23 protein-coding genes and 2 pseudogenes are annotated in these 22,418 nt (G+C 75.3%); 14 read left to right on the top strand and 11 right to left on the bottom strand.

Translation table 11 applies throughout. The annotated features are described in order from the left end of the window. The first annotated feature begins 195 nt into the window (after positions 1-195). Genes sepH through JKP75_RS02185 form a run of 4 tightly spaced genes read left to right on the top strand, consistent with a single transcriptional unit; the run spans position 196 to position 5,240 of the window. Positions 196-1,083, top strand: coding sequence for a septation protein SepH (gene sepH, locus JKP75_RS02200; RefSeq protein WP_200489369.1), 888 nt, complete (start codon positions 196-198; stop codon positions 1,081-1,083). Positions 1,084-1,143: 60 nt separating this feature from the next. Then, the gene (locus JKP75_RS02195; protein ID WP_200489370.1) at positions 1,144-2,919 is read left to right on the top strand and encodes an ABC transporter ATP-binding protein; all 1,776 of its coding nucleotides are present in this window, start codon (positions 1,144-1,146) and stop codon (positions 2,917-2,919) included. Continuing rightward, complete coding sequence (locus JKP75_RS02190) at positions 2,916-4,727, top strand: ABC transporter ATP-binding protein (RefSeq protein ID WP_200492728.1); 1,812 nt, start codon at positions 2,916-2,918, stop codon at positions 4,725-4,727. Before JKP75_RS02195 ends, JKP75_RS02190 begins: the two co-directional genes overlap by 4 nt. A 36-nt stretch (positions 4,728-4,763) precedes the next feature. Then, entirely contained in the window at positions 4,764-5,240 is a 477-nt protein-coding gene (locus JKP75_RS02185) for a general stress protein (RefSeq protein WP_200492727.1), read from the top strand. Here JKP75_RS02185 and JKP75_RS02180 read toward each other — a convergent pair. Continuing rightward, positions 5,224-6,039, bottom strand: a complete 816-nt coding sequence (locus tag JKP75_RS02180; RefSeq protein ID WP_200489372.1) for an RNA methyltransferase — start codon at positions 6,037-6,039, stop codon at positions 5,224-5,226. The two genes, JKP75_RS02185 and JKP75_RS02180, sit on opposite strands and share 17 nt — an antisense overlap. An 82-nt stretch (positions 6,040-6,121) precedes the next feature. Here JKP75_RS02180 and JKP75_RS02175 point away from each other — a divergent pair, with 82 nt between their 5' ends. From JKP75_RS02175 to JKP75_RS02165, 3 genes are all read left to right on the top strand, one after another. Next, positions 6,122-6,841 carry an ABC transporter ATP-binding protein gene (locus tag JKP75_RS02175; protein WP_200489373.1) on the top strand — a complete coding sequence of 240 codons (720 nt, stop codon included), beginning with the start codon at positions 6,122-6,124 and terminating at the stop codon, positions 6,839-6,841. A gap of 168 nt (positions 6,842-7,009) precedes the next feature. Further along, positions 7,010-7,582, top strand: a complete 573-nt coding sequence (locus JKP75_RS02170) for an ABC transporter permease (protein WP_242472742.1) — start codon at positions 7,010-7,012, stop codon at positions 7,580-7,582. A gap of 80 nt (positions 7,583-7,662) precedes the next feature. Further along, positions 7,663-8,214, top strand: coding sequence for a TetR family transcriptional regulator (locus tag JKP75_RS02165; protein ID WP_200489374.1), 552 nt, complete (start codon positions 7,663-7,665; stop codon positions 8,212-8,214). Between the two features lies 1 nt (position 8,215). Here JKP75_RS02165 and JKP75_RS02160 read toward each other — a convergent pair whose 3' ends face one another. Next, positions 8,216-9,052 carry a thioesterase family protein gene (locus JKP75_RS02160; RefSeq protein WP_200492726.1) on the bottom strand — a complete coding sequence of 279 codons (837 nt, stop codon included), beginning with the start codon at positions 9,050-9,052 and terminating at the stop codon, positions 8,216-8,218. A 27-nt stretch (positions 9,053-9,079) separates the two neighbouring features. Between JKP75_RS02160 and JKP75_RS24285 the strand changes: the two are divergent. Further along, positions 9,080-10,049, top strand: a pseudogene (locus JKP75_RS24285) (aldo/keto reductase). Here the strand turns inward: JKP75_RS24285 and thpR are convergent. The 5 genes from thpR to JKP75_RS02130 form a co-directional block, all read right to left on the bottom strand. Then, entirely contained in the window at positions 10,016-10,567 is a 552-nt protein-coding gene (gene thpR / locus JKP75_RS02150; RefSeq protein WP_309229443.1) for an RNA 2',3'-cyclic phosphodiesterase, read from the bottom strand. The pseudogene JKP75_RS24285 and the gene thpR overlap by 34 nt on opposite strands. Positions 10,568-10,587: 20 nt before the next feature. After that, on the bottom strand, positions 10,588-10,974 hold the full coding sequence (locus JKP75_RS02145; protein ID WP_200491433.1) for a hypothetical protein: 387 nt from the start codon (positions 10,972-10,974) through the stop codon (positions 10,588-10,590). Positions 10,975-11,023: 49 nt separating this feature from the next. Continuing rightward, entirely contained in the window at positions 11,024-12,370 is a 1,347-nt protein-coding gene (locus JKP75_RS02140) for an MFS transporter (protein ID WP_242472740.1), read from the bottom strand. Further along, complete coding sequence (locus tag JKP75_RS02135) at positions 12,367-12,801, bottom strand: MarR family transcriptional regulator (RefSeq protein WP_309229442.1); 435 nt, start codon at positions 12,799-12,801, stop codon at positions 12,367-12,369. Before JKP75_RS02135 ends, JKP75_RS02140 begins: the two co-directional genes overlap by 4 nt. A gap of 92 nt (positions 12,802-12,893) precedes the next feature. Further along, the gene (locus JKP75_RS02130; protein WP_200489376.1) at positions 12,894-14,405 is read right to left on the bottom strand and encodes an NCS2 family permease; all 1,512 of its coding nucleotides are present in this window, start codon (positions 14,403-14,405) and stop codon (positions 12,894-12,896) included. A gap of 123 nt (positions 14,406-14,528) precedes the next feature. Between JKP75_RS02130 and JKP75_RS02125 the strand changes: the two genes are divergently transcribed. After that, entirely contained in the window at positions 14,529-14,744 is a 216-nt protein-coding gene (locus JKP75_RS02125; protein ID WP_200489377.1) for a DUF2530 domain-containing protein, read from the top strand. 28 nt (positions 14,745-14,772) lie between these two features. Here JKP75_RS02125 and JKP75_RS02120 read toward each other — a convergent pair whose 3' ends face one another. Beyond that, a complete protein-coding gene (locus JKP75_RS02120; RefSeq protein ID WP_200489378.1) occupies positions 14,773-15,597 on the bottom strand; it encodes a DUF3027 domain-containing protein in 825 nt (274 codons plus the stop codon). Positions 15,598-15,707: 110 nt separating this feature from the next. Between JKP75_RS02120 and JKP75_RS02115 the strand changes: the two genes are divergently transcribed. Further along, positions 15,708-17,174, top strand: coding sequence for an MFS transporter (locus JKP75_RS02115; protein ID WP_309229441.1), 1,467 nt, complete (start codon positions 15,708-15,710; stop codon positions 17,172-17,174). After that, complete coding sequence (locus JKP75_RS02110; RefSeq protein ID WP_309229440.1) at positions 17,165-17,659, top strand: DUF2771 domain-containing protein; 495 nt, start codon at positions 17,165-17,167, stop codon at positions 17,657-17,659. Before JKP75_RS02115 ends, JKP75_RS02110 begins: the two co-directional genes overlap by 10 nt. A gap of 217 nt (positions 17,660-17,876) precedes the next feature. Here JKP75_RS02110 and JKP75_RS20165 read toward each other — a convergent pair. Both JKP75_RS20165 and JKP75_RS02100 read right to left on the bottom strand, forming a co-directional pair. Next, positions 17,877-18,063 (bottom strand): annotated as a pseudogene (locus tag JKP75_RS20165) (cold-shock protein); the annotation flags it as partial. 42 nt (positions 18,064-18,105) lie between these two features. Continuing rightward, the gene (locus JKP75_RS02100; protein ID WP_309229439.1) at positions 18,106-18,672 is read right to left on the bottom strand and encodes a hypothetical protein; all 567 of its coding nucleotides are present in this window, start codon (positions 18,670-18,672) and stop codon (positions 18,106-18,108) included. Positions 18,673-18,742: 70 nt separating this feature from the next. On the opposite strand from JKP75_RS02100, the gene JKP75_RS02095 reads away from it, so the two are divergent. Together JKP75_RS02095 and JKP75_RS02090 are read left to right on the top strand one after the other, a co-directional pair. After that, complete coding sequence (locus tag JKP75_RS02095) at positions 18,743-19,513, top strand: endonuclease/exonuclease/phosphatase family protein (RefSeq protein ID WP_200489379.1); 771 nt, start codon at positions 18,743-18,745, stop codon at positions 19,511-19,513. Between the two features lie 11 nt (positions 19,514-19,524). Further along, on the top strand, positions 19,525-19,845 hold the full coding sequence (locus tag JKP75_RS02090) for a hypothetical protein (RefSeq protein WP_200489380.1): 321 nt from the start codon (positions 19,525-19,527) through the stop codon (positions 19,843-19,845). Positions 19,846-19,863: 18 nt separating this feature from the next. Here the strand turns inward: JKP75_RS02090 and JKP75_RS02085 are convergent, their stop codons facing one another. Further along, positions 19,864-20,085 (bottom strand): hypothetical protein, encoded by a 222-nt coding sequence (locus JKP75_RS02085; RefSeq protein WP_200489381.1) that lies wholly within the window; start codon positions 20,083-20,085, stop codon positions 19,864-19,866. 73 nt (positions 20,086-20,158) lie between these two features. On the opposite strand from JKP75_RS02085, the gene JKP75_RS02080 reads away from it, so the two are divergent. Beyond that, positions 20,159-22,417: a helicase C-terminal domain-containing protein gene (locus tag JKP75_RS02080; protein WP_200489382.1), complete on the top strand. Its 2,259-nt coding sequence runs from the start codon at positions 20,159-20,161 to the stop codon at positions 22,415-22,417. Position 22,418 lies beyond the last annotated feature (1 nt).

Below are 22,418 nucleotides of genomic sequence, written 5' to 3'. Positions count from 1 at the left end.
GCACGTCAGGGCGCGTTCCCCCACTGTGCCGAGCGCAGGTTTCCGGAACGTGTCGTCGGGATCAGGACTGCTGTCCCGTGCGTCCCGTGACGCGCCGCGCCGCGGCACCTGCGGCGCGGCGCGGCCGCGCGCGGATAGCCTCGGGTCCGGTCTCTCTCCGGAGCCCAGCCGCTCATGCCTTGCAGGAGGTCGCCCGTGCGCACGCTGCGCCTCGTGGGGCTCTCCGACGACGGCTCGAGCCTGGTGCTGGTCGCCGACACCGAGGACGGCGAGGAGCGCTTCGCCGTGCCGGTGGACGACCGCCTCCGCGCCGCCGCCCGCGGGGACTCCCGCCGGCTCACCCAGATCGACGTCGACCTCGGCACCGAGCTGCCGCCGCGGGTGATCCAGTCCCGCATCCGCGCCGGCGAGACGCCCGAGCAGGTCGCGGCCGCCACCGGCGCGCGGGTCGAGCGGATCATGCGTTTCGCCCACCCCGTGCTCCAGGAGCGCGAGCGGGTGGCCGAGCAGGCGCGCGAGGCGCGGGTCCGGCTCAGCGAGAGCACCCCGGGCAGCACGCTGCAGCAGTTCATGGCCGAGCGACTGCGGCTGATCGACACCGACGTCGACGCCGTCACCTGGGACGCCTACCGCAGCGACACCGGTGCCTGGGTGGTCACCGGCGAGTGGCGGGCCGGCGAGAAGTCCGGGACCGCGCGGTGGACGTTCGACCTGCCCTCCCGCACGGTCGCCCCCCTCGACGCCGGGACGACCGACTTCGCCGAGGGCACCCGCCTGGTGCGCGTCGTCCCCGACGTCCCGGCCGGTCCCCCGCCGGCCCCGGCGCAGCCGGCCCGGCCGGTCGCCGTCGTGCGCGAGGAGCAGCCCTCCGCGCCGGTGGACGACGACGCCCACGTGCGCGACGTGCACCCGGCCAGCGGCTCCCCCGACGACGCCCGCGCGGTGGACTCCTTCCTCGACGAGATCGCCGACCACGACACCGTCGTCCTCGGCCGCCCCGGCGAGGACCTCGACTCCGACGACCCCCGCGCCCGCATCCCGGCGTGGGAGGACATCGTCTTCGGGGTCCGCCGCAACCGCTGAGCGCCGGCGTCCGGTAAGTCGGTCGCTCCTGTCGGAGGTCGGGCCTAGCCTCGATCCCCCATGGACGCCGCCCCCGCACCCGACGACCACGGCCGGCTCTCCGCCCTCCTGCGGCTGTGGCCCTACGCCCGGCGCTACCGGGGGCTGATGGCGCTGACCTTCGGCGCGGCGCTGCTCGCCACCCTCGCCCAGCTCGCCGTCCCGCTGATCACCGCCGCCGTCGTCGACGGGCCGATCGCCGACGGCGACCGCGCCGCGCTGGTCCCGCTGCTCGGGCTGGCGCTGGTGTTCGGGGTCGCGGAAGCGGGTCTGTTCTTCCTCCGCCGCTGGTCGATGAACCGCAGCTGCCTGCAAATCGAGCGCGACCTGCGCAGCGCCCTGTACGAGCGCCTCCAGCGGCTGCCGGTCTCCTTCCACGACCGCTGGCCCTCGGGCCAGCTGCTGTCGCGGGCCACCAGCGACATGTCCACCGTGCGCCGCTTCGTCGGGTTCGCCGCGGTCTTCCTCGCGGTCAACCTGATCACCTGCGTCGTCGTGGCGGTGCTGCTGCTGGTCACCTACTGGCCGCTGGGCCTGGCGGTGCTCCTCACCACCGTCCCGCTCACCGCGCTCGGCCTGCGGTGGGAGCGGCGCTACAACGTGCAGTCCCGCCGCGTGCAGGACGAGCAGGGCGAGCTGGCCACCGACGTCGAGGAGGCGGTGCAGGGCATCCGGGTGATCAAGTCGCTCGGCCGCCGGGGGCTGGTCTTCGACCGCTACGACGCCAAGGCGCGGCGGCTGCGCCGGCTGGAGCTGGACAAGGTGCGCACCCTGGCGCTGCTGTGGTGCGTCTTCGAGCTGCACCCGCAGCTGAACCTGGCGCTCATCCTGGTCGGCGGCGCGCTCGCGGTGAGCAGCGGCGCCCTGACCGTCGGCGGCCTGGTCGCCTTCGTCGCGCTGTTCACCGTGCTGCTGTGGCCGATCCTGTCGCTGGGCTTCCTGTTCGCCTTCGCCCAGGAGACCGCCAGCGCCTGCGACCGCATCGGCGAGCTGCTCGACGAGCCGCTGACCGTCACCGACCGCCCGGGCGTCGCGCCGCAGCCCGTCGGCGCGCCCGCCCGGCTGGCCTTCGAGGGCGTCGGCTTCGCCCACCCCGGATCCGACCGGCCGGTGCTCGCCGGCGTCGACCTCGTCCTCGAGCCGGGCGAGACCGTGGCGCTGGTCGGGGCGACCGGGTCGGGCAAGACGACGCTGACGTCGCTGGTCGGGAGGCTGCACGACGTCACCGCCGGCCGGGTCACCCTCGACGGGGTCGACGTGCGCGACCTCCCGCTGGCCCAGCTGCGCTCGGTCGTCTCGGTCGCCTTCGAGGAGGCGACGCTGTTCTCCATGAGCGTCCGGGAGAACCTGACCCTCGGCCGCCGGGACGCGACCGACGCCGAGCTCGCCGAGGCGGTGGGGGTGGCGCAGGCCGGTTTCGTGCACGACCTGCCGTGGGGCCTGGACACCCGCATCGGGGAGCAGGGGCTGTCGTTGTCCGGCGGCCAGCGGCAGCGGCTGGCGCTGGCCCGCGCCGTCCTGGGCCGGCCGTCGGTGCTGGTCCTGGACGACCCGCTGTCGGCTCTCGACGTGCACACCGAGGCGCTGGTGGAGGCCGCGCTGCGCGAGGTGCTGGCCGGCACCACCGCGCTGGTGGTGGCGCACCGGCCCTCGACGGTGCTGCTCGCCGACCGGGTCGCCCTGCTCGCCGGCGGCCGGATCGCCGCCGTCGGCACGCACTCGGAGCTGCTGGCCACCGAGCCGGCCTACCGCGACCTGCTGGCGCAGGGCAGCGACCTGGCGGAGGCACGGCCGTGAGCGACCAGAGCTGGCGCGGCGTCGCCACCGAGGACGCCGACGAGCTGCCCCCGGGCGCCGGGGTCTTCCTGCGCGCCCGCTCGCGGCGGCTGCTCGGCGAGCTGCTGCGGCCGCACCGGCGGGCGCTGTGGTGGCTGCTGGTCACCGTCGTCGCCCAGAACGCCGCGTGGCTGGCCGGGCCGCTGCTCGTCGGCGTGGGCATCGACGTCGCCGTGCCCGCCCTGCTCGACGGCGACGCCGGGCCGCTCGTGTGGATCACCGCCGCGATGGTGCTGGCGGCCGCCGCCGACACGCTGCTGCGCTTCGCCTTCCTCACCGGCTCCGGACGGGTGGGCCAGGAGGTGCTGCTGACCCTGCGCCGACGGGTGTTCACCCACGTGCAGGCGCTGCCGCTGTCCTTCCACGAGCGGTACACCTCGGGCCGGACGATCAGCCGGCTGACCAGCGATGTCGAGGCGCTGGCCGAGCTGCTCGACGAGGGCCTGGACGGGCTGGTCACCGCGCTGTTCAGCGTGCTCGGCATCGGCATCGTGCTGGTCGTGCTCGACGTGCCGCTGGGCCTCACCGCCCTGCTCGGCTTCCCGGCGCTGTTCTGGGTGGCCCGCTGGTTCCAGCGCAACTCCACCGCCGCCTACCGGCGCACCCGCGAGACGATCGCCGCGCTCATCGTCCAGTTCACCGAGACCTTCGGCGGCATCCGGGCGGTGCAGGCGTTCGGCCGCGAGCCGCGCAACGACGAGCTGTACGCCGCGCTCAACGACGACAACCGGCAGGCGCACCACCGCGCCTTCTGGTTGATCGCGGTCTTCGTGCCGGCGGTGACGCTGATCGGCAACCTGGTCACCGTCGCCGTCCTCGGCTACGGGGCGCTCCGCGTGATGGACGGCGCCCTGGCGGTCGGGACGCTGGTCTCCTTCCTGCTCTACCTGCGCCGGTTCTTCGACCCGCTGCAGGACATCGCGATGTTCTACAACAGCTACCAGTCGGCCACCGCGGCGCTGGAGAAGCTCTCCGGGGTGCTCGAGGAGCGGCCCACCGTGCCGGAGCCGGTGGACCCGGTGCCGCTGCCCGCCGCGGCCGGCGAGCTGGTCTTCGACGACGTCCGCTTCGGCTACGGCGGCAGCACGGTGCTGCCCGGCCTGGCGCTCACGCTGGAGCCGGGCCGCACGGTCGCGCTGGTCGGCACCACCGGCGCGGGGAAGTCCACGCTCGCCCGGCTGGCCGCCCGGTTCTACGACCCGGTCGAGGGCGAGGTGCGGCTGGACGGCGTCCCCCTGACCCGGCTGGCCGACGCCGACATGCGGCGGGCGGTCGTGATGGTGACCCAGGAGAGCTTCCTGTTCTCCGGTTCGGTCGCCGACAACATCGCCTTCGGCCGGCCCGGCGCCGACCGCGCGCAGATCGAGGCGGCCGCCCGGGCCATCGGCGCGCACTCCTTCATCGCCGCCCTGCCCGACGGCTACGACACCGAGGTGGACAAGCGCGGCGGCCGGCTCTCCGCCGGGCAGCGGCAGCTGGTCAGCTTCGCCCGGGCGTTCCTGGCCGATCCCGCGGTGCTCGTCCTCGACGAGGCGACCAGCTCGCTCGACGTCCCGAGCGAGCGGCTGGTGCAGCACGCCCTGCGCACGCTGCTGGCCGACCGGACGGCGCTGATCATCGCCCACCGGCTCTCGACGGTGGAGATCGCCGACCGCGTGCTGGTCATGGAGGGCGGCCGGATCGTCGAGGACGGCACCCCCGCCGAGCTCGTCGCCGGGCCCGGCCGGTTCGCGGCGCTGCACCGCGCGTGGGCCGACAGCCTGGTCTGAGCGGAACAGCGGGCCGGAGCGGGCCGTTCTCCTGGCATGAGTGCTTCCGTGTCGATGCCGCTGGGCGGCGTCCAGGTCGGTTCCTACGACACCTACGAGCGCGCGCAGGCCGCCGTCGACCACCTCTCGGACGAGAAGTTCCCCGTCGAGAACGTGACGATCATCGGCTCGGACCTGCGCCAGGTCGAGCAGGTGCTCGGCCGGCTCACCACCGGCCGCGCGATCGCGGCGGGTGCGGCCGGCGGCGCGCGCTGGTGGGGCCTGTTCGTCGGGCTGCTGCTCGGCATCTTCTCCGAGGACGGCGCCGGCTGGATCGGTGCGGTGCTCACCGGGCTGCTGGTCGGGGTCGTGTTCGGCGCGCTGTTCGGGTGGATGGGTTACGCCGCCACCCAGGGCAAGCGCGACTTCACCAGCACCAGCCGGATCGTCGCCGGCCGCTACGACGTCATGTGCACCCCGCCGCACGCCGAGCAGGCCCGCGAGATCCTCGCCCGCTTCAGCCTGCGCTTCTGAGGGTCGCGAAGGCGATAGCAGCCGCGGCGGCGACGCCCAGGGAGTCGACGCCGGAGCGCATCGGGATGCGGGCGCGCACCCGGGCGGCCTGCTGCGCCTCGGGGGTGAGCCCCGGCCCCTCCGCGCCGAGCAGCACCGCGGTGCGCGGGTGCGCGCGCGGGTCCACCTCGTCGAGGTCGACGGCGTCCGCGGCCGGGGTGAGGGCCACCGTCAGGTACCCGGCGTCGTGCAGCCGGTCCAGGCCTGCCGGCCAGTCGGGCAGGACGGCGAACGGCAGCGTCAGGACGTGCCCCATCGAGACCCGCACCGAGCGGCGGTAGAGCGGATCGGCGCACCGCGGGTCCAGGAGCAGGCCCTCCACGCCGAGCGCCACGGCCGAGCGGGCGATCGAGCCCAGGTTCTCGTGGTCGTTGAGCCCCTCGAGGACGGCCAGCCGGCGCGGCGCTGCCGGATCCGGACCGGCGAGCAGGTCGCCGAGGTCGGGTGCGGGCAACCGGTCGGCCGCGGCCAGGGCGCCTCGGGTCAGCCGGAAGCCGATGACCTCCGACAGCACCCACTTGTCGGCGACGTAGACCGGCACGCCCTCGGGCACGTCGAACGCCTCGACCCGGCCGGCGACCCCGAACACGGAACGGACCGGGTAGGGCGAGATGAGCAGCCGCTCGATCGCGGCGACGCCCTCCACGATCACCGGCGCGGTGCCCCGCGACGCGCCCGCCGGCCGGTCCCCCGCCTTGAGGTCGCGGAAGTCGGCCACCCGCGGGTCGGCCGGATCGGTGATGACGACGGGTTCGGGCACCGCGTGATCCTGCCCCATTGACGCTCCCGCGATAACTCATCTAGCGTTGAGTTCATCAGCCGTTGAGTTGTCGGGAGCTGCCATGGACGCCGTCGTCGTCCGGGACCTGGTGGTCGACCGCGGCCGCCGCCGCGTGCTGCACGGACTGGGGTTCACCGTTCCGCCGGGCCAGGTGACCGGCCTGCTCGGCCCCAGCGGGAGCGGCAAGACCACGCTCATGCGGGCCGTCGTCGGGGTGCAGGTGGTCCGCTCCGGCGAGGTGACCGTGCTCGGCGAACCGGCCGGCTCCCCCGGCCTGCGCAGCCGGGTCGGCTACGTCACCCAGGCCCCCAGCGTCTACGCCGACCTCACCGTGCGGGAGAACGTCCGCTACTTCGCCGCCCTGCACGGCCGCGGTGCCCGCGAGGCCGACGCGGCGGTCGTCGACGTGGGGCTCGCCGACGCCGCGCACCAGCTCGTCGTGGACCTCTCCGGCGGGCAGCGCGGCCGCGCCTCGCTGGCCTGCGCACTGGTCGGGGACCCCGAGCTGCTGGTGCTCGACGAGCCGACCGTCGGGCTGGACCCGGTGCTGCGCGTCGAGCTGTGGGCCCGCTTCGCCGCGCTGGCCTCTGCCGGGACGACGCTCGTCGTCTCCAGCCACGTCATGGAGGAGGCCGCGCGCTGCGACCGGCTGCTGCTGCTCCGCGGCGGCGACCTGCTCGCCGACACCACGCCCGCGCGGCTGCGGGCCGACGGCCGCTCGCAGGACCTCGAGGAGGCGTTCCTCACCCTGGTCCGCGACTCCGAGCGGGTGGCGTCGTGATCGCCGCGACCGCGGGCCGGGTGCTGCGCCAGCTGCGGCACGACCCGCGGACGATCGCGATGCTGCTGCTCGTGCCCAGCCTGCTGCTGGGCCTGCTCTACCTGCTCTGGGCGGACGTGCCGGCGCCGCCCGGGCAGACCCGGCATCTTCGACCGGGTCGGGCTGACGATGCTCGGCATCTTCCCCTTCGTCGTCATGTTCCTCGTGACCAGCATCGCGATGCTCCGCGAGCGGACCTCGGGCACGCTCGAGCGGCTGCTCACCACGCCGCTGTCCCGGCCGGCCCTGCTGGCGGGTTACGGCGCCGCGTTCGGCCTGGCCGCTGCCGTGCAGGCGCTGCTCACCGTCACCGTGGCGGCGACGGTCTACGACCTGTCGGTGGCCGGACCGCTCGCCCTCGTCGTCCTCATCGCGGTCGTCGGCGCCGTCCTCGGGGTGGCCCTCGGCCTGCTGGCCAGCGCCTTCGCGCGCAGCGAGTTCCAGGCCGTGCAGTTCATGCCGGTGATCGTGCTGCCGCAGTTCTTCCTGTGCGGCCTGCTCGTGCCGCGCGAGCAGATGGACGGGTGGCTGCAGGCGGTCAGCGACGTGCTGCCCCTGACCTACGCCGTCGACGCGCTGCAGGAGGTCGGCCGCTCCCCCGACCCCACCGGCACGATGTGGCTCGACCTCGCCGTCGTGGCCGGCGCGGCGGTGCTCGCACTGGCCCTGGCGGCCGGCACCCTGCGCAGGAGGACCAGCTGAGCGGCGGGAGCACCGGCCGCGCCGGGCGGCCGGGCCGGCGCCCCGGCCGGCGGCCAGGGACCAGCGGAACCCGCGAGGCGGTGCTGGCCGCGGCGCGCACCGCGTTCGCCGAGCGCGGCTTCGACGGCGCGACGATCCGCGGCATCGCCGCCGCCGCGGAGGTGGACCCGGCGCTGGTGCACCACTACTTCGGCAGCAAGGAGCAGCTCTTCCTGGCCGCGGTCGAGGCGCCCGCCGACCCCGCCGACCTGCTGCCCGGCGTGCTGGCCGGCGGGCGGGACCAGCTCGGTGCCGGCGTCGTCCGCACGCTGCTGACCGTCTGGGACGGCCCGATGCAGCCCGCCGGCCTCGCCCTGGTGCGCTCGGCGGTCGCCAGCGAGTGGGGCGCGAAGCTGCTCCGCGAGTTCCTGGTGACCCAGGTGGTCCGCCGGGTCGTGGGCACCCTGGAGGTGCCCCCGCGGGAGGCCGAGGTGCGCGGCGCGCTCGTCGCCGGCCAGCTCATCGGGCTGGTGATGGGGCGCTACGTGCTCCAGCTCGAGCCGCTGGCCACCGCCACCCCCGACGCCCTCGTGGCCGCGATCGGCCCCACCGTGCAGCGCTACCTCACCGGCGAGGTGGCGCTGCCGGCCTGAGTCAGTGGCCGCGGGCGAGGCGGGCGAGCTGCCGGGCCTGGGCGACGAGCTTGCCCTCGGAGTCCCAGATCGTGCAGTCCTCGTCGATCCAGCCGCCGGCGATCTGCACGGCGCGGGTCTCGGCGAGGCACCAGCCCGGCGCCGGCACGCCGCGCACCAGCACCTGGAGCTGCACCGTCGGCGCCCAGCCCTTCTGGCCGATGGAGAAGCCCAGCGGCGGGAGCACGTCGGCGAAGGTCAGCAGCGAGACCGGGTCGGCGGGGCGCTCGTCGACGAAGCGGATCCAGGCGCGCAGCAGCGGCTCGTCGCCGGGCTCCCCGACCGTCCAGCCCGCGGTGGCGGGGTCCAGCCGGGTGTCGATGTGCCGGCTCAGGCCGGGCCGCTTGCTGCGGTCGGGCTGGAGCCGGGCGGAGAGGTCCACGCACTCGTCCGGCGGCGGGATGGACGGCGCCGGCGCGGAGAAGTACTCCGGGGTGTCGTCGGTCAGCGTGGCCGTGGTCGCCTGGACGACGATCGACGGGCCGGCGCCCGAGCCGGAGAGGGTGACCACCGAGTGCGCCAGCGTGCGGCCGGCCGCGCCCGGGGTGACCTCCAGGGTGGCCTCGCCCGCGGGCGTCGGGCGGAGGTAGCTCGCCGCCACCGCCACGGGGTGCGGGTGCGGGCTCTCCTCGATCGCGGCGCGGGCGGCCACCGACAGCAGGTAGCCGCCGTTCAGGATGCCGCCACCGACCTGCCAGGTCTGGTCGAGGTCGGCGACGAGGCCTCCCCCGTCGCCCCGCCGCACGGCGGTGGCGGTGTCGAAGTCGTAGGTCGGCGAGGCGTCGTCAGTGTGCGGCACGCATCACAGACTGCCAGGGTGCTCGTCATGGAGTACGAGCACCTCGGCCGCAGCGGCCTGTCCGTGTCCCGTCTGTGCCTCGGCACGATGAACTTCGGCTCGCGGACTCCGGAGTCCGCATCGCACGAGATCATGGACCGAGCCCTGGCCGAGGGCGTGAACTTCTTCGACACCGCGAACGTCTACGGCGGCGAGGCCGGCAAGGGCCGCACCGAGGAGGTCGTCGGCAGCTGGTTCGCCCAGGGCGGGCAGCGCCGCGAGAAGACCGTCCTGGCCACCAAGGTCTACGGGAGCATGTCCGACTGGCCGAACGACACCTTCCTCTCCGCGCGCAACATCGTGCGGGCGTGCGACGCCTCGCTGCGCCGGCTGCAGACCGACTGGATCGACCTCTACCAGTTCCACCACGCCGACGTCCGCACGCCGGTGGGAGGAGATCTGGCAGGCCTGCGAGACGCTGGTCGCGCAGGGCAAGGTGCTCTACGTCGGCTCCTCCAACCACGCCGCCTGGCAGATCGCCGCGGCCAACGAGGCCGCCGCCCGCCGGCACTTCCAGGGCCTGGTCAGCGAGCAGTCGCACTACAACCTGCTCACCCGGCACGTCGAGCTCGAGGTGCTGCCGGCCGCGGCGCACTACGGCGTCGGCATCATCCCGTGGAGCCCGCTGGCCGGTGGCCTGCTCGCCGGCGTCCTGGAGAAGGCCGAGGAGGGCCGGCGCGCCGACGAGCGCACCCAGAAGCGGGTGGCGAAGCTGCGGCCGCAGCTGGAGCAGTACGAGGCGTTCTGCCGCGAGATCGGCGCCGCACCGGCCGACGTCGGCGTCGCATGGCTGCTGCACCAGGAGGCGGTGACCGCGCCGATCATCGGCCCGCGCACGATGGCGCAGTTCGAGGGCGCGCTCACGGCGCTGGACCTGACGCTCGCCGACGACCAGCTGGCCCGCCTCGACGAGATCTTCCCCGGCTACAAGGCCGCGCCGATGGAGTACGCCTGGTGACGCTCGTAGGTGGGCGCCGGGCCGAGCCGGCTCTCCAGCAGTAGCACCTCGGGAGCCGGCCAGACGGGCCCGCGGTACCCGGCCAGCCGGTCGGGGAGCGCGCCGTCGGCCGGCTGCCGGGGGCGCCACCGGCCCAGGGTGAGGTGCGGCCGGAACGGCCGGTCCTCGACCGGCAGGCCGAGGCCGCGGGCGAGGTCGGCCAGCCGGTCGGCGAGGGCGGTGAGCGGGCCGACGTCCCCGGCCAGCCCGGCCCACGCCACCTGCGGACGGCGGGCGCTGCCGAACCGCCCCGCGCCCGCCAGCCGGAGGTGCAGCGGCGGCGCGGCGGCCACCAGGGGTGCCGCTCCGGCGGCGAGCGCGGGCAGCACGTCGCGGGGCACGGCGCCGAGGAACAGCAGGGTCAGGTGCCAGCGCTCGGGCGGGGTCCAGCGCGGGGCGCCGGGGAGCTCGCGCAGCGGGTCCAGCGCCCGGAGCAGGTGGGTGCGCGCGACCTCGGGCGGGTCGACTGAGAAGAACACCCGGGCCGGATCCGCCCGCGTCAGCCCCGCACCGCCAGCCCGGCCGCCTCGAGCGCCGCCAGCAGCCGGAGCCGCTCGGCCTCGCGCCCGGGCCCGTCGGGCTCGGCGTCCAGGGCGTGCGGGACGCCGAGCATCCCGGCCGCCTCGATCAGCACGTCGTCGCAGGCCGCCTGCAGCGCCCGCCGCCGCGCCATCGGCGCACCCGCGGGAACGAGCGCCAGCCGGCGGAGCAGCCGGCGGACGTCGGCGGCGACCACCTGCACGGGGCGGCGGTCCAGGGGTGGGAGCCGGCGGGCGCGTCGCCGGGCCGAGCGCTCGGCCAGCCACCTCTCGGCGGGGCCGAACCCGACCACGACGGCGCACAGCGCGGCGAACGGGAGTCCCAGGAGGACGAGCGAGCCGGTCATGGCATCTCCGGACCGAATCGGGCGGACGGTGCGCACCGTACCCCCGGGATCAGCCCACCGGGGGCCGGACGGCGCGCTCCCCCACCTGCAGCCGAAGCCACGGCCGCTCGGGCCGTCGCTCCAGCCGCACCGACCGGCCGCGCGCGAGCAGCGCCCCGGCGAGGGCCGCGGCCACGACGACGATCCCGCCGCCGAGCAGCAGCCCCCAGCGCGGGCCGAGGTGCTCGCCGACCACACCGATCAGCGGCGCGCCGATCGGCGTCCCGCCCATGAAGCACATGAAGTACAGCGCCATGACCCGGCCGCGCATCTGCGGGTCGACGCCCAGCTGCACGAAGCTGTTGTTGGCGACGCTGAAGACCAGCGCCGCCGCGCCGGTGGGCACCAGCAGCACCCCGAAGGCCACGTGGCCGGGCATCAGGCCGGTGATGACGGTGAGCACGCCGAAGACCAGCGCCGAGCCGATGAGGAACCGCACCCGCGGCCGGCGGCTGCGCCTGGTGGACAGCAGCGCGCCGCTGAGCGAGCCGACGGCGAAGACCGTGGCGAGCAGGCCGAACGCCTCGGCGCCCAGGCCGAACTCCGCGCGGGCCATCAGGGCGATGGTGATCTGGTAGTTGAACCCGAAGGTACCGACGACGAAGGCCAGCGCCATCGCCAGCACGAGGTCGCGGTGCGCCCAGGCGTAGGCCGCCCCGGCGCGCAGCTGCCCCTTTCCCCGCGCCACGGGGGCGCTGGGTCTCAGCTGATCGGCGCGCATGGAGCCCAGCGCGAGGATGGTGAAGCCGAAGCTGGCCGCGTTGATGAAGAAGGCCGGTGCGGTGTTCCCCGACGCCGCGCCGATGAGCACGCCGGCCACCGACGGGCCGACCAGCCGGGCACCGTTGAAGATCGTCGAGTTGAGGCTGACCGCGTTGGTCAGCAGCTCGGGCCCGACCATCTCCGAGACGAACGCCTGCCGGACGGGGGCGTCGATCGCCGCGGCGGCGCCGAGCCCGCTGGCCAGCACGAAGACGTGCCACAGGGCGACCGCGTCGGTGACCACCAGGACGGCGAGGACCAGGGCGAGCAGCCCCATGACGGCCTGCGAGATCTGGAGCAGCCGGCGCTTGGGGTACCGGTCGGCGAGCAGCCCGCCGTAGGGGCTGAGCAGCACCGTGGGGGCGAACTGGAGGGCGGTGATCAGGCCGAGCGCGACGCCGCTGTCGTCGGTGAGCTGCAGCACCAGCCAGTCCTGGCCGATCCGCTGCATCCAGGTGCCGGTCTGGCTGACCAGGTTGGCCGAGGCGTAGCGGCGGTAGTTGGGCACCCGCAGCGCGCGGAACATGCCGCCGCCGGCGGGCTTCTCGGCCGCCACCGGCCGGTCGGTGCTCTCGTCGGTGTCCGTGGTGCTCATCCGGCGGCCAGCTCGTCCATGATCGCGGCGGCCTCGCGGAGCGCCGCCCGCTTCTCCGGGCTCAGCTCCTGGAGGCGGCCGGACAACCACGCCTCCCGGGCCCGCCCCTCGGCGGCGAGCAGCTCCTGCGCGGGGGCGGCCAGCCCGATGACGACCTGCCGGCCGTCGGTCGGGTGCGGGGTGCGGGTGACCAGCCCCATCGCCTCGAGCGCCCCGACGACCCGCGTCATCGACGGCGGCTGCACCCTCTCGTGGGCGGCGAGCTCCCCGGCGCTCATGGGGCCGTGCCGCTTGAGCGTCGACAGGGCCGAGAGCTGAGTGAGGGTGACGGTGGTGTCCACCCGCTGGCTGCGCAGCCGGCGGGCCAGCCGCATCACCCCCAGCCGCAGGTCGTGCGCGAGCGCCGCGGTGTCGAGGGTGGTCCGGGTCACATAGTTAGCGTACCTCACTAACTGTTCCCCCGCCGGGACGCAGAGGGGCCCGCCACCGGCGAACCGGTGACGGGCCCCTGGGACGTCCGGGATCAGACGATCTGCTGGATCGGCTCGAGCGCGAAGTAGACGACGAACAGCGCCGTGATCACCCACATCAGCGGGTGCACCTCGCGGGTCCGGCCGGTCGCGACGCGGAGCAGCACGAAGGTGATGACGCCGGCGCCGATGCCGTTGGTGATCGAGTAGGTGAACGGCATGAGCGCGATGGTCAGGAAGGCCGGGATGACCAGGGACATGTCGTCCCAGACGAGGTTCCGGATCTGGGTGATCATCAGCGCGCCGACGATGACCAGGGCGGGCGCGGCAGCCTCCGAGGGCACCATCTCGACCAGCGGCGTGAAGAGCATGGCCACCAGGAACAGCACACCGGTGACGACGCTGGCCAGGCCGGTGCGGGCGCCGTCGGCGACACCGGCGGTGCTCTCGATGTAGGTCGTGTTCGACGAGACGCTGCCCGCACCACCGGCGGCCGCGGCGATCGAGTCGACGAGCAGGACCGGCTGCGACTTGGGCAGGTTGCCCTTCTCGTCGAGCATCTCGCCCTCGGCGCCGACGGCGGTCACGGTGCCGACGGTGTCGAAGAAGTCCGCGATCATGATCGAGAAGACGATGAGCAGCGCGGCGATGATGCCGATGCGCTCGAAGCCGCCGAACAGCGAGAAGTTGCCGAGCAGCGAGAGGTCGGGGCTGCTGACGACGTCGTCGGGCAGCTCGGGCACCTGCAGCTGCCAGCCGCGGGCGTTGACCGAGCCGTCGTCCAGGAACGTGGGGCCGACCTCCGCGATCGCCTCGACGATGATCGCGAGCACGGTCGTGGCGACGATGCCGATGAGCAGCGCGCCCTTGACCTTGCGGACGACGAGGACGGCGCTGAGCAGCAGGCCGACGACGAAGACGAGCATCGGCCAGCCGGCGAGCTGGCCGCCGATGCCGAAGCTGATCGGGGTGCCCTGGCCGCCCTCGATGATGCCGGCGTCGGCCAGGCCGATGATCGTGAGGAAGAAGCCGATGCCGACGGCGATCGCCGTCTTCAGCTGCGCGGGGATGGCCTCGAAGACCGCACGGCGGAAGCCGGTGAGCACCAGCACCGTGATGAGCAGGCCCTCGAGGACGACCAGACCCATGATCTCGGGCCAGGACAGCTGGGTCGAGGCGTAGACCGCGACGATGGCGTTGATGCCCAGGCCCGTCGCGAGCGCGAAGGGGTACCTGCCGACGACGCCCATGAGGATCGTCATCGCGCCGGCGATCAGCGCGGTGACCGCGGCGACCGAGGCGAAGGGGAGCTCGTTGCCCGAGACGTCGAACCCGGACAGGATGATCGGGTTGAGCACCACGATGTAGGCCATCGTGAAGAAGGTGGTGAAGCCACCGCGGACCTCGCGGGCGACCGTGGAGCGCCGGGCGGTGATCTCGAAGTAGCGGTCCACGCCGTTCTTCGGCTTCCCGCGCGGGCCCTCGCTGCGGTGCGGTGCGGCGGGCGCGTCCGCGACGACGTCCGCGGGTGTGCCACCCGTGGTCGAGCGGGGCTGGTCGGCCATGGTCTGTACTCCCGGAGCGTGCGGCGGCGTCGAGCGGCGACAGCGTGCCACATGATCGTTTCGGGGCGATGTCGGGCCGCGGGCGGCGTCGTCCGGCGCGTCGCGCCGCCCTAGAGTCGGGGCGTGCCGACGCCGACGAAGCAGGCCCCTCCCCCGCTGCAGGTGGACACCGCGCGCGTGGTCCTCGCCGGGATCGCGCTGTGGGCGGTGGCCCTCGTCGTCGTGCTGCTCCTGGGCGATCGCGTCGACCGGATGTGGACCTGGACCTGCGTCGCCGCCATCGGCCTCGCCGTCCTGGGCCTGGCGATCATGCGCTGGCAGGGGCAGATCAAGCGTTGATGCCGTCGCGAGTGGGCCCCCGAGGCGGCTAGTCCGTCAGGACGTCGTAGGTGCCCGTGTCGTAGCGGGCGGTGTGCACGACCTCGCTGCGGTCGGCGACCACCAGCGTCGCCTGGCTGTGCGCGCCGCAGCCGTAGTCGGCGGTGACGACCCGGCCGTCGGCGGGGGCGTAGGCGTTGCCGCAGGCGCCGACCCGCTGCCGCAGCGATCCGGCCAGCGGCAGCCAGAACCCGCAGGTGACGCAGGGGCCGGGGGCCGAGCGGGCCATCGCCGAGGCGGGGCCGAAGTCGCCGTCGCCCCAGCGGGTGACGGCCTCGGCGCGCCCCTCGGCCGACATCACGCGCTCGCGGCCCAGGCCCAGCTCGGAGGCGACGATGCTGCCCTCGGGGTCGTCGGCGGAGTCGTCGTCCGCGGTGTAGGCCGGCACCAGGCGCGGGTCGTCCTCGGTGGAGGGCAGCACGTCGCCGACCGAGAGGTCGCCGGGGCGCAGCCGCTCGTGCCACGGCACCCAGGCCGGGGCGAGCAGCGCCTGCTCGCCGGGGAGCAGCACGACCTCGTCCACGGTCACGGTGTCCCCGCCGGGCACCGCCGCCAGCGTCACCGCCCAGTGCCAGCCGACGTAGCCGGGCAGGCGGCTGGCGAAGGTGTGCGTCGCGGTCGCGCCGAGGGCCTCGGGGGCCACCTCGTCGGTCGCGGGGCGGGCGATCTCCGGCTCGATGCCGAGGTGCTCACCGACCAGCTGGGGGTCGCCGGCGGTCTCCGCCGCCGCCGCACGGGCCTGCTCGACCGCCGCCGCCTCCGTCAGGACGGCGGGGAGGGAGGACACGGGCCGGGAGGCGGAGGGATCGGGCACGGGCCCATCATCCCTGAGGACGCCGCCCCGTGGTCGGCGGACCCTCCGCACGCCGCCGACGTCGCGAGCCGTCGGGCCGCCCGGCAGCCGGGGTGCGGCACCATGGGGGCGTGCCCGCCTCCCGCCGTCCGGTGCCCCCGCCGCCGGACCGGGCCGACACCACCCCGCTGCACCGCCCGCCGACGACGCCGATGCCCGCGGCCGGGGGCGCCGGCCCGGCGCAGCCCCGCGTCACGGTCACCCGCGTCGCCCTCTCGCGCAGCCGCGAGCTGTCCCGCGCGGCCGCCCGCCGGGTGCAGGCGGCCAGCCGGGCCGACGGCGCGGAGGCCAGCGGGCTGAGCCAGCTGCTGTGGGTGAACGCGCTGCACATGGCCGGGGACGCGCTGATCGCCGTCTCGCTGGCCGGCACCCTGTTCTTCGCCGCCGCGTCCGACGCCCAGCGCGGCAACGTGGCGCTGTACCTGCTGGTCACGATGGCGCCGTTCGCGGTGCTCGCGCCGGTCATCGGCCCCCTGCTGGACAAGCTGCAGCGCGGCCGCCGGTGGGCGCTGGCCGGCAGCCTCGGGGGCCGTGCAGTGCTGGCGCTGTTCATGGCCGCCCACTACGACGACCTGCTGCTCTACCCGGCCGCCCTGGGCGTGCTGGTGCTGTCGAAGGCGCACAACGTGCTGCGCGCCGCCGTCGTCCCCCGGGTGCTGCCGCCGGCGCTGACGCTGACCTCGGCGAACGCGCGGCTGTCGGTGTTCGGCCTGGCCACCTCCGGGGTGGCCGGTGGGATCGGCGCCGCGGTCGCGTGGGCGGTCGGCTTCGAACCGGAGCTGTGGGTCACCTCGGCGGTGTTCGCGGCCGCGGCCGTGCTCGCCGTCCGGCTGCCGCAGCACGTCGACGTCCCGGCGGGCGAGCAGCCCGCGGACGTGTTCAGCACCGCGGAGATCCCGGTCGCCGGGGGCCGCCGCACCCGGGTGAGCCCGCACGTCGTGCTGGCGCTGCGCGCGACCGCGGCGCTGCGCGGGCTGACCGGCTTCCTCACGATCTTCATGGCGTTCCTCGTGCAGGCCGAGTTCGCCGACGGCTGGACCGCGACCCTGGCCCTGGGCGGGGTGGCCGTCGCGGCCGGTGCCGGCAGCTTCCTCGGCACCGCCGCGGGCTCGCGACTGGGCACCGCCACCCCCGACCGCGTGGTGCTGGTCGCGGCGGTCTCCGCGGCGGCGGTCACCGTGCTGGCCGCGGTCTTCTACGGCTTCGGGATGGCCGTGCTGGTCGCCGGGGTCGCCGCGGTCGCGAACGCCATCGGCAAGGTCGCGCTGGACGCGATCATCCAGCGCGAGGTACCCGAGAACCTGCGCGCATCGGCCTTCGCCCGGTCCGAGACGGTGCTGCAGCTGGCCTGGGTGGCCGGCGGCGGGCTGGCGATCGTGCTGCCGACGACCGGCTGGATCGGCTTCTCCGTCGCCGCGGCGATCCTGGTGCTCGCCGTCGGCCTCGTGGTGTGGAGCCTCCTGGGCGGCCGGCGCCGCTCCCCCGCGCCCGCCGCCCCCGACGACCCGACGACCCCGATGGGAACCCCGTGGACCTGAGACGGACGACCGCGCTGCTGCCCGTCGCCGCGCTGCTGCTGGCCGGTTGCGCGAGCGAGGAGGAGGGCCCCGGCCAGGTGCGCGTCGAGGTCGGCGCCGTCGACGTCACCGCCTCGGCGACGCAGGGGTGCGACGACGGCGAGAAGGTGCGCTACCAGACCGAGCCACCCGTGGTCGAGGTGGCGCCGGACAACGACATCACGATCACCGTGCCCGGCTCCGTCGCCGAGCGCGGCTGGGCCGTCCAGGTGTTCGACGTGAAGCTGGACACGGTGCTCATGGAGGCGATCCCGGCGCCCGAGGGCGAGGACCGTTTCACCGTCCTCGAGAGCTCCGCCGATCTCCCGAAGGCGTTCTACCTGCTGGTGGTGGAGGACAAGGGCGGCGCCTGCGGCGAGTGGTCGCGGGCGTGGCCCGTCGGCGTCATCCGCGCCGGGGGCGACCTCGGCGACGCCCCGTCGTCCGAGGCGCCGCCGGAGGGCTGACGGCGGGTCAGGCCTCCAGGTCGCCGGCGACGGCGCGCAGCACCGAGCCGATCTTGCGCGACTCGGCCCGGTCGGGGTGCCGGCCGTGCCGGAGCCCCTCGCCGACGTCGTCGAGCAGCTTGATCAGGTCCTCGATGATCGGGACCAGCTCGTCGGGCTTCTTCCGGCTCTTGGCCGCGACCGTGGCGGCCACCGACGGCAGCGGGTCGAGCATGCGGACCTGCAGCGCCTGGTCACCGCGGCGGCCGGCGACGATGCCGAACTCCACCCGCTGCCCCGGCTTGAGCTCGTCCGTGCCGGCGGGGAGCGCGTCCTTGTGGCACGAAGACGTCCGGCCCGTCCTCGCGAGCGAGGAAGCCGAAACCCTTCTCCGCGTTGAACCACTTCACTTTCCCGGTGGGCACGTTCGATCCCTCAGTTCTCGCTGGAAGATGCTGCCACCCAGGCTAGGGCACCACGTCGAGCCGCCGGAGCAGTTCCAGGAAGACCACCGCGAAGTCGTTGCCGGCGACCTCCCGCGCCACCAGCGGCCAGTCGACCTGCTCGCGCAGCGCCCGGGCGACCGGCAGCATCCGGCCGAAGTCGCAGTAGTGCTCGTCGAGCGCCATCAGCTTGGTGACCACGATGTCGGTGGCGGCCAGGACCGGCATCTGCACCGACAGCACGGGCAGCACGTCGGCGCGGTCGACCAGGTCGGTCTCCACCGGCCGGCCGCAGGTCCGCCACAGCACGTCGACGAAAACGTCGTCGCGCACCACCTTGAGCAACCAGTCCTCGGCCGGGTCGACGACCTGGAGGCCGGCGTCGGCGAGGGCCTTGGCCGCGCGCTCCGCCTGGGCGGCGGGGACGAGGAAGTCGGCGTCGTGGTCGGGTTCGGGGGCGCCGCGCACGTAGGCGGCGTACCCCCCGCAGAGGGCGAAGGGGACGTCGCCCTGCTTGAGCGCGACCGCGGTGCGCTTGAGGAGGTCGCGGACGTTCTCGCGGAGGTCGTCGACGGTCGGCAGGCTCGGCACGGGAGGCTGCTACCCGCTCCCGGCGCGATACGCACCGTGTATCCGCCCCCGCCCCGGGCACTGCAGGCCCGTGCGCATCGCGACCTTCAACATCCTGCACGGCCGGTCCCTCGACGACGGGCGGGTCGACGTCGACCGGCTCGCCGCGGCGGTGAAGACCCTGGACGCCGACGTACTGGGCCTGCAGGAGGTCGACCGCGACCAGCCCCGCTCGTTGGGCGCCGACCTGACCGCCGTCGCCGCGGAGGCGATGGGCGCGGTCGACTCGCAGTTCGTGGCGGCGCTGTCGGGCACGCCGGGCGGCACCTGGATGGCCGCGACCGGTGAGGAGCAGCCGGGCTCGGCCAGCTACGGGATCGCGCTGCTCTCCCGCTACCCGGTCGTCTCCTGGCGGGTGGTGCGGCTGCCCGCGCTGCGGGCCAGCGTGCCGCTGTGGTCACCGCAGAGCCGGCGGCCGTTCCTGGCGCGGGACGAGCCGCGGGTGGCGGTCGCCGCCGTCCTCGACGGCCCGCACGGGCAGTTCACCGTCTGCAACACGCACCTGTCGTTCATCCCCGGCTGGAACGGCTCGCAGCTGCGCCGGCTGGTGAGCTCCCTGGCGGGGACCCGGGAACCGCTGGTGCTCATGGGCGACCTGAACATGGAGCGCCGGAAGGCGGCGCGCACCAGTGGGCTGACCCCGATCGCGTCGGTGCCGACGTTCCCCGCGGGGCGCCCCGCACGGCAGCTGGACCACGTGCTGGTCCGCGGGCCGGTCAGCGCGACCGGGCCGGCCGAGGCGGTCCGGCTGCCGCTGTCCGACCACCGGGCGCTGGTGGTGCCGGCCACGCTGGGTTGGTAGATCATGTCGCCATGGCAGCGACCGGCTCGACGCGCATCTTCACCCTGCTGGCCACCGTCGTCCGGGTGGTGGCGTCGGTGGTCGGTGCCCTGATCGTGGCCCACGCGGTGTTCGTCTTCTTCGAGGCGAACCCCACGAACCCGCTGGTGGAGTTCACCGCGGGCATCCGCGACAGCTTCGGCTGGTTCACCAAGGACCTGTTCCAGCCCTCCGACCCCAAGGTCGGGGAGACGATCAACGACGCGCTGGCCGCGCTGATCTGGGTGGTCGGCGGGAACCTGGTCTCGAAGCTGATCGTCCGGCTGGCGCCCGCCTCGAGCGCGCGGGCCTGAGGCGGGCGGCCGGGGCGCTCAGCGGTTCTCGGGGAGCTGCACGCCGGCGCGGTTGGGCTTGTCCGTCGGGTGCGCGTAGCGGACCAGCTCGACCGGCATCGGGAAGCCGTGGTCCTGGCCGAAGGGCGACAGGCCACCGGCGACGGACGCCGAGAGCTCGGTGAGCGGCGGGCCGCCGTCCTCGGACTCGCCCCAGGTGGGCTCGACCAGGTGGGCGTTCTTCGCGTTGCGCTTGGACATGGCGCCCATCTTCCCCGACGCCCCGGCCGCACCGCACGGCGCCGCTCCCCGCGCGCGTCGTAACGTGGTCCGGATGCCCGCCGCCCCTCCGCCGACGCTTGCCGCCTGGCTGCGCACCCGCGACGACGACCAGCTCGCTGCCCTGCTGGCCGCGCGCCCCGACGTCGCCCGGCCCGCGCCCTCGGACGTCGTCGCTCTCGCCGGCCGGCTGGCCGTGCCGGTGTCGGTCGACCGGGCCCTGGACGAGCTCGACGCCGGGACGCTGCAGGTGCTCGACGTGGTGCTGCTCGCGCCCACCGACGGGGTCTCGCCGGACGAGGTGGTCGCCGCGCTGCCCGACGTCCCCGGGGCGGTGCTGACCGCGGCGCTGACCGCGCTGACCGACCGGGCACTGCTGTGGGGCGACGAGGTGCTGCGCGCTCCGGACCCGGTGCGGCGCGCGGTGCGGCACCCGGCCGGGCTCGGCCGCCGCGCCGTCGACCTGCGGGTGCAGCTGCCCGCCGACCTGCCGGCGGTGCTGGACGGTCTCGACGACGACGAGCGCCAGGTGCTGGAGCGGCTGGCCAGCGACCGCCCGGTCGGCCACCTGCCCGACAGCGCCGGCGGCGCGGACTCCCCCGCCCGGCGGCTGCTGCAGCGCGGCCTGCTGGCGCGGATCGACGCGCTGAACGTGGAGCTGCCCCGCGAGGTCGGCCTGCTGCTGCGCGGCGACCGCCCCTACGGCCCGCCGCGGCTGCGGCCCGAGCCGGCGGTGACCACCCGCGATCCGCAGACGGTGGACCGGCAGGCTGCCGGCGCGGCGATGGAGTCGGTGGGCCGGATCGGCGAGCTGCTCGCGCTGCTCGAGGAGGAGCCGGCCGGGCTGCTGCGCAGCGGCGGGGTGGCCGTGCGGGACCAGAAGCGGCTGGCGCGGGAGCTGCACGTGCCCGAGCCCGAGGCGGCCTGGCTGCTGGAGCTGGCACTGGCCGCGGGGCTGCTCGACGTCGGCGGCCCGCACCGCGACGAGTGGCTGCCCACCCGCGGCTACGACATCTGGCGGGAGCAGGACCTCGCCGACCGCTGGGCGGTGCTGGCGGCGGGCTGGCTGGCCGGCATCCGGCTGCCCGCCCTCGTCGGTCAGCGCGACGTCGCCGGCAAGGCCGCCAACGCGCTCTCCCCCGACCTCGTGCGGCACACCGCGCCGACCATCCGCCGCTCGGCGCTGGCCGCGCTCGCCGAGCACCCGCCCGGCGCGGGGCTGGGCGCCGACGACCTGGTCGCGCTGCTGCGCTGGCGCACGCCGCGGCGGGCCGACCGGCTGGCACCGGTGCCCGGCATGCTCGCCGAGGCGGCGCGGCTCGGCGTGCTGGTCGGCGGGGTGCTCTCCTCCGGGGGGCGCGGCCTACTGGCCGGCGGCGAGGACGGCGCAGCCGCCGGCATGCGCGGACTGCTGCCCGCGCCGGTCGACCACGTGCTCGCCCAGCCGGACCTCTCGCTGATCGCGCCCGGCCCGCTGGTCGCCGAACTGGCCGACACGCTCTCCGTCGTCGCCGACGTGGAGTCCTCCGGCGGCGCGACGGTATTCCGCGTCTCGGAGTCCAGCGTGCGCCGGGCGCTGGACGCCGGCTGGTCGGCGTCGGACCTGCACGACTTCTTCGCGCGGGCCTCGCGCACCCCCGTGCCGCAGGCGCTGGACTACCTGGTCGACGACATCGCGCGGCAGCACGGCCGGCTGCGGGTCGGCGCGATCGAGAGCTACGTGCGCTCCGACGACCACGGGCTGCTCTCCCAGGTGCTCGGCGACCGGCGGACGGCGCCGGCCGAGCTGCGCCGGCTGGCGCCGGGCGTGCTGGTGAGCGGCCTGGGCGCGGACGAGGTCCTCACGGTGCTGCGCGCGGCGGGGTACGCCCCGGCCGGGGAGAACCCGGGCGGCGCCGTCCTGACCCGGCCGCCCGGGCGGCCCCGCGCCGCCGGCCGCCGGACCGGCAGCGAGGGCCCGTCCGCACCGCGGCCGCTGACGCCCGACGAGCTGGCCGCCACGGTGCGGGAGATCCGCGCGGGCGACGCCGCCGTCGCCGCCCGCCGCGGCGAGGCGGTCCGCCAGGTGCCGGGCGTGACGACGGCGTCGACGCTGGAGCTGCTGTCCCGGGCCGTCCGCGAGGGGACGCCGGTGTGGCTGGGCTACGTCGACGCCCAGGGCAGCGGCAGCCAGCGCGTGGTGCAGCCGGTGTCGCTGGTCGGCGGCTTCCTGCAGGGCTTCGACGAGCGCCGCGGGGAGAGCCGGACGTTCGCCGTCCACCGGATCACCTCGGTCGCGCTCGTCGAGGACGACGGCGCCCCCGCTCCCGCCTGAC

The organism is Blastococcus sp. TML/M2B, assembly GCF_016612865.1.
Classification (GTDB): Bacteria; Actinomycetota; Actinomycetes; order Mycobacteriales; family Geodermatophilaceae; genus Blastococcus.
The sequence above is the reverse complement of the archived record's forward strand: the minus strand, read 5'-3'. Positions and strand labels throughout refer to the sequence as shown.

Bases quoted from the DNA above. Each gene is read 5' to 3' on its own strand.
- JKP75_RS02195 (WP_200489370.1), top strand. From the start codon at position 1,144: ATGGACGCCGCCCCCGCACCCGACGACCACGGCCGGCTCTCCGCCCTC.
- JKP75_RS02185 (WP_200492727.1), top strand. From the start codon at position 4,764: ATGAGTGCTTCCGTGTCGATGCCGCTGGGCGGCGTCCAGGTCGGTTCC.
- JKP75_RS02175 (WP_200489373.1), top strand. From the start codon at position 6,122: ATGGACGCCGTCGTCGTCCGGGACCTGGTGGTCGACCGCGGCCGCCGC.
- JKP75_RS02170 (WP_242472742.1), top strand. From the start codon at position 7,010: ATGCTCGGCATCTTCCCCTTCGTCGTCATGTTCCTCGTGACCAGCATC.
- JKP75_RS02145 (WP_200491433.1), bottom strand. From the start codon at position 10,974: ATGACCGGCTCGCTCGTCCTCCTGGGACTCCCGTTCGCCGCGCTGTGC.
- JKP75_RS02140 (WP_242472740.1), bottom strand. From the start codon at position 12,370: ATGAGCACCACGGACACCGACGAGAGCACCGACCGGCCGGTGGCGGCC.
- JKP75_RS02130 (WP_200489376.1), bottom strand. From the start codon at position 14,405: ATGGCCGACCAGCCCCGCTCGACCACGGGTGGCACACCCGCGGACGTC.
- JKP75_RS02090 (WP_200489380.1), top strand. From the start codon at position 19,525: ATGGCAGCGACCGGCTCGACGCGCATCTTCACCCTGCTGGCCACCGTC.
- JKP75_RS02085 (WP_200489381.1), bottom strand. From the start codon at position 20,085: ATGTCCAAGCGCAACGCGAAGAACGCCCACCTGGTCGAGCCCACCTGG.
- JKP75_RS02080 (WP_200489382.1), top strand. From the start codon at position 20,159: ATGCCCGCCGCCCCTCCGCCGACGCTTGCCGCCTGGCTGCGCACCCGC.